Genomic DNA, 4,440 nt, shown 5'->3' with positions numbered 1-4,440 from the left:
CCACCGCAGGGGTCCCCCGCCCGCCCAGGAGCCTCAGCTCGCCCGGCGACGCCGGCCCACCAGCAGGACCAGCGCCCCCAAGCCCAGGAGGACGAGCGATGAGCCTCCTCCCTCGCCCGCCGAGGCACAGCTCAAGCCGCCGCCTCGGGCATCAATCTCCAGCGACGGATCCAGCACGAAGTTGACCACGGAGGACTGCACCGAAACGTTCCCCGCGTCATCCGTCGCCACCAGCGTCACCGTATGGCTGCCGTAGTCCAGCTCGTTGCGAGGAACGAAGCGCCAATCACCGCTCGCGTCCGCCCGGACCTCACCGGTCTTCACGCCATCCACCAGGACGGAGACCATCGTCCCGGCATCCGCGTCGCCCTGGAACGTGGGCGTCCGCACCGACAGGATGTCGTTCACCCGGGGAACGGACAGCGAGGGCGCCCCAGGGGCCCTCAGGTCCACCTTCCAGCGGAACTCGGCGGGAGTGGGGTCCTCGTTGCTCGCCGGATCCCGCGTCTTCACCCGCAGGACATACTCAGTCTCTTCCGCATCCTCCCGGCCCAGTCCCGTCAGCCGGTACTCCGAGGGGTTGCAGCTCACGAAGTCCGCCCCATCCAGGCTGCAGAAGTACTGCATCTCCAGCTCGTCTCTGTCCTGGAACGACCCAAACGAGAAGACCGCTTCCACTGAGTTGGAGAGCTCCTTCGGCTTCGTCTCGATGCTGGTGTCCGGCGTTTTCGTATCGCTGGTCCACGAATGCGTCACATACAAACTCTCGAGCGTGAGGTTCCCCGCGATGTCCTTTCCCCTGATCGTCAGTGTGTGGGCCCCATCGCCGATATTGGGCCGGGTCAGCGGGCTCGAACAGGGCGTGAAGAGCGGCGTGTCGAGCGCGCATTCATACGTCTCCAGCACCTCCGACGTCTCGAACTGGAAGGTGTAGCCCGGCACGTTCGTCAACGTGGGAGGTCCCGAGAGAATCGACACCACGGGTTCATCGACATCCACGATCAGGGTGTAGGGCGCGGAGACCGGTCCCAGATTCGTCGCCAGGTCGGTGAGCGTGGCGGTGATGATGTACTGACCGCTGAGCAAGTCGAACGGGGGCGTGAAGCTCCATGTCGCGCCCGTGGCTCTAGCAGTCCCCCAGAACACACCATCCTTGTAGAGCGTGATGGTCCCCTCCTCCGGGGTCTCGCCCTGGATGCCAGGCTTCTCCTGGTTGGTGGGGTGGTTGGCCCGGGGAGCCGTCACCGAGGGAGCCGTCGGAGCCGTGCGATCCACTTTCCAGCTGAGTGAGGCTGGAATGCCATCCCGCTCCCCCGCGAAGACAGCACGAACCGAGAGCGTGTAGATATTGTCCGGCAGGCCTTCGTAACGGGCGACATCGTAGTCGTCACCAGGCCCCTTGGGACACGGAGCGAAGTCCGGGGGAGGGTTGTCCGGGTTGATGGACTTCTCGAGCTTGCACTCGAAGTCCACCACGCCCTTGTTCGACCACAGCGAGAAGATGGCCTCCGCCTTGTTGGTGAGTCCTCCGTCAGCAACGGGGCCCTCGAGGATCTCGGTATCCACCGCGCCGGTGCTGATGCTCCACGTGTGGGACGCCGGCGAGTCGTCACGGTTGCCCGCCGCATCCACGGCGCGAATCAGCAGCGTCTGAGAACCGTCACGCAGGTTGGACTTCTGGATGAAGCTCTCATCCACCTCCGGCCCCGGAGGAGGCCGCTCGCACGGGGTGAATACCTGCTCATCGTCCTCCGGCTGCCCCGGTTCCTCTTCTTCCGTTTTGTAGATGTGCCGGCACTCGTAGGTCAGCGCTTCAGGCCACGCGAGTCGGAACTCGGCCGTGGTGTCACCGACACGAAGGTCCGGAGCTTCGAGGATGGTCGTCTCCGGCTTCGTCACGTCCACGATGAACGACACCGGGTCCGAGTCCATGAAGCGCCCCGCACCATCCGTCGAGCGGACGAACACCGTGTTGGGCCCCTCATTCAGCGGCGTGGTGCGCAGGTAGGTCCACTGGCCGCCAGGTCCCACGCTCACCGTGACGGGCTCCGGCAGCGGTCCGAAATAGACCTGCACCGAGGTTCCCAACTCCGCGGTACCAGTCAACACGGGATACTGGGTGTTCACATACGTGCCGAGCGGCGCCACGATGGGCTTCGCCGGGTCCTTCCGGTCCACATGGAACGTGAGCGTGCCGGAGAACGCGCTGACGTTGCCCGCCGGGTCCTTCGACATGGCGCGAACCCAGTGGAAGCCATCATCCGCGGGCGACGGTGAATACGTCACCGACCAGGCCCCTGACGCATTCACCGTGGCCGGCGGCAACACCACCGAGTCATCCACATACACCGTCACTTCGGTGTTGGGGTTGAGCCCCACCGTGGACTCGAGCACACCGTCCAGAGTGATGGGCACAGCGGTGTAGTGCTCGCCCAGGATATCTGGATTGAGCACGGGGCGCGCGGGCGCCACCGTGTCCACGGTGATGCCCACGTCCGAGGACTCCACGAAGTTCCCCGCCGCATCGGTCGCCCGAGCGCGAAGGATGTAGCGCTCCTGGTCCAGCGCGGCGGGCACGACACTCCAATTTCCCGAGGGGCTGCTGGCCACCGTGCTCAAGGTCTGCAGTGTGGTGCCCGAACTCGTCAACCGCACGGTGACCACCACGCGTGCTCCCGCCTCCGTCGTCCCGGCGATTGTCGGCGTGAGCTCGCGCACCGCGCCCGCGCTCGGGGACGTCACCTGGATGGACGAGGGGGCCGCGAGGTCCACCCGCCATGCGTGCCCGATGGGCGACGGGTCCACGTTGCCCGCGGCATCGACCGCGCGCACATGGAACTGATGGGGGCCAGACGTCAGCCCCGTGAACGTGCGACTGCCCGTTCCCGTCCCGGGACATGGCGTCGAGGTGAAGTTGAGGCCGTCGACGGAGCACTGGAACGTCGCCGTGGAGTCATCCGGGCTCTGATAGTCGAAGAGCGCGCTCGACGAGTTGCTGTCGGCCGCGGGCACCGCGGTGAAGGATGTGTCGGGAGCGAGGGTGTCCACGCGCCACGCGCGCGACGCGGGGCTCGGGTCCGGCGTCCCCGCCGCGCTGTAGGCCGTCACCTCCAGCGTGTGGGCACCTTCGTCCAGGTTCGTATAGGTCTGGGTCGGACCGCAGGCCGTGGCCGGGCCAACGTCCAGCAAGCACTGGTACGTGACCCCACCCGTGAAGGTGAAGACCGCGGTCTTCGAGCTCGTCGGAGCGCCCGGGGGACTGGCAACGGGCCCCCCCGTGATGGCGGTGTTGGGGACGGAGGTGTCCACCTTCCAGGTGTAGCTCTTCGGGTTCGGGTCCTGATTGCCCGCTTCATCGATGGCGTAGACCGTCAGCCGGTGGTCCCCGTTGCCGAGCGCGCCGGACGAATACGAGGCCGGGCATGGACCGAAGGCCGCATCCCCCAGCGGCGGCGTACTGTCCAGCGCACAGCGATAGCTGGACGTCTCCGTCGAGGTGAAGGTGAAGTTCGCGACCGTGGCGCTGGAGATCGGAGGAACCCCATTGGGCGTGAGCGTCGTCGTCGGAGGGACGTTGTCGAAGGTGAAGTTGAACTCCGTGCCGATGGCGCTGTAGGCACCGAGGAACCCGGCTTGCGCCGCGACGCGATAGGCCGTGCCAGGGGTGCTGCTCGGGGGCACGAACGAGTAGACGAAGTCCTTGAGGCTGTCCGATGCCGTCCTCCCCCAATACGTGTACGTGAGGTTCGGGGTCGTGTTGGTGACTTCGTAGAGGATGACCTCCGACAGGCCCTGCTCCGTCGTTCCCCTCAGCAAGGGATTGTTCGTCCGAGCAGGCGGCGGCAGCGGGGTGAGCCCCGGAGCGGCGGGCGTGGTGAAGGCCGTGTCCACGAGGGTGACGGTGCCTCCATGATTCAGAGCGGTGGTCGCGTCATTGGGCATCGCGCCGTCGGTGGTGGCCCCAGGGGCCGTGCCCTGGGTTCCCGCCATGCCCGAGGGAGTGGTGGGGAGACAGGAAGGCCCTCCTGAAGCCTGGAAGAACACACGCCCTCCGCCACCTCCACCTCCGGGCCCGGCCACGCCGACAGCGCCATTGCCACCTGCGGCACGCACCGTGTTCGGGTTACACGCCGCGCTGCCCGCGAAGCGCAGGTGCAGGGTGCCACCGGCTCCGCCGCCATGGCCGACATCCAGTCCCGTGGTCGCCACGGCACTCTCCCCAGAGGCCAGGATGCTTCCAGTCCCCGAGAGCGAAGTGGCTCGGATGAAGATGATGCCACCGCCTTGCCCACCTGCCCCCGTCATCAGGGCGCTCTGGGCATGCCCACTGCCTCCGCCGCCACCAAACGTGAGGAAGCTCAAGGACGAACCACTGAGCGCCGCGCCACCAGCTCCCCCCGGATTGTCGCCCTCGTTCCGTCCCCCCACGCCACCGGGCCC

General features: G+C 66.9%; 1 protein-coding gene. It reads right to left on the bottom strand.

Annotated features, from left to right (window positions below):
• Positions 1-33 precede the first annotated feature (33 nt).
• Positions 34-4,209: an Ig-like domain-containing protein gene (locus FJV41_RS48140; RefSeq protein ID WP_181791483.1), complete on the bottom strand. Its 4,176-nt coding sequence runs from the start codon at positions 4,207-4,209 to the stop codon at positions 34-36.
• Between the last annotated feature and the right edge of the window lie 231 nt (positions 4,210-4,440).

This window comes from Myxococcus llanfairpwllgwyngyllgogerychwyrndrobwllllantysiliogogogochensis (assembly GCF_006636215.1).
Lineage (GTDB): Bacteria > Myxococcota > Myxococcia > Myxococcales > Myxococcaceae > Myxococcus > Myxococcus llanfairpwllgwyngyllgogerychwyrndrobwllllantysiliogogogochensis.
The sequence above is the reverse complement of the archived record's forward strand: the minus strand, read 5'-3'. Positions and strand labels throughout refer to the sequence as shown.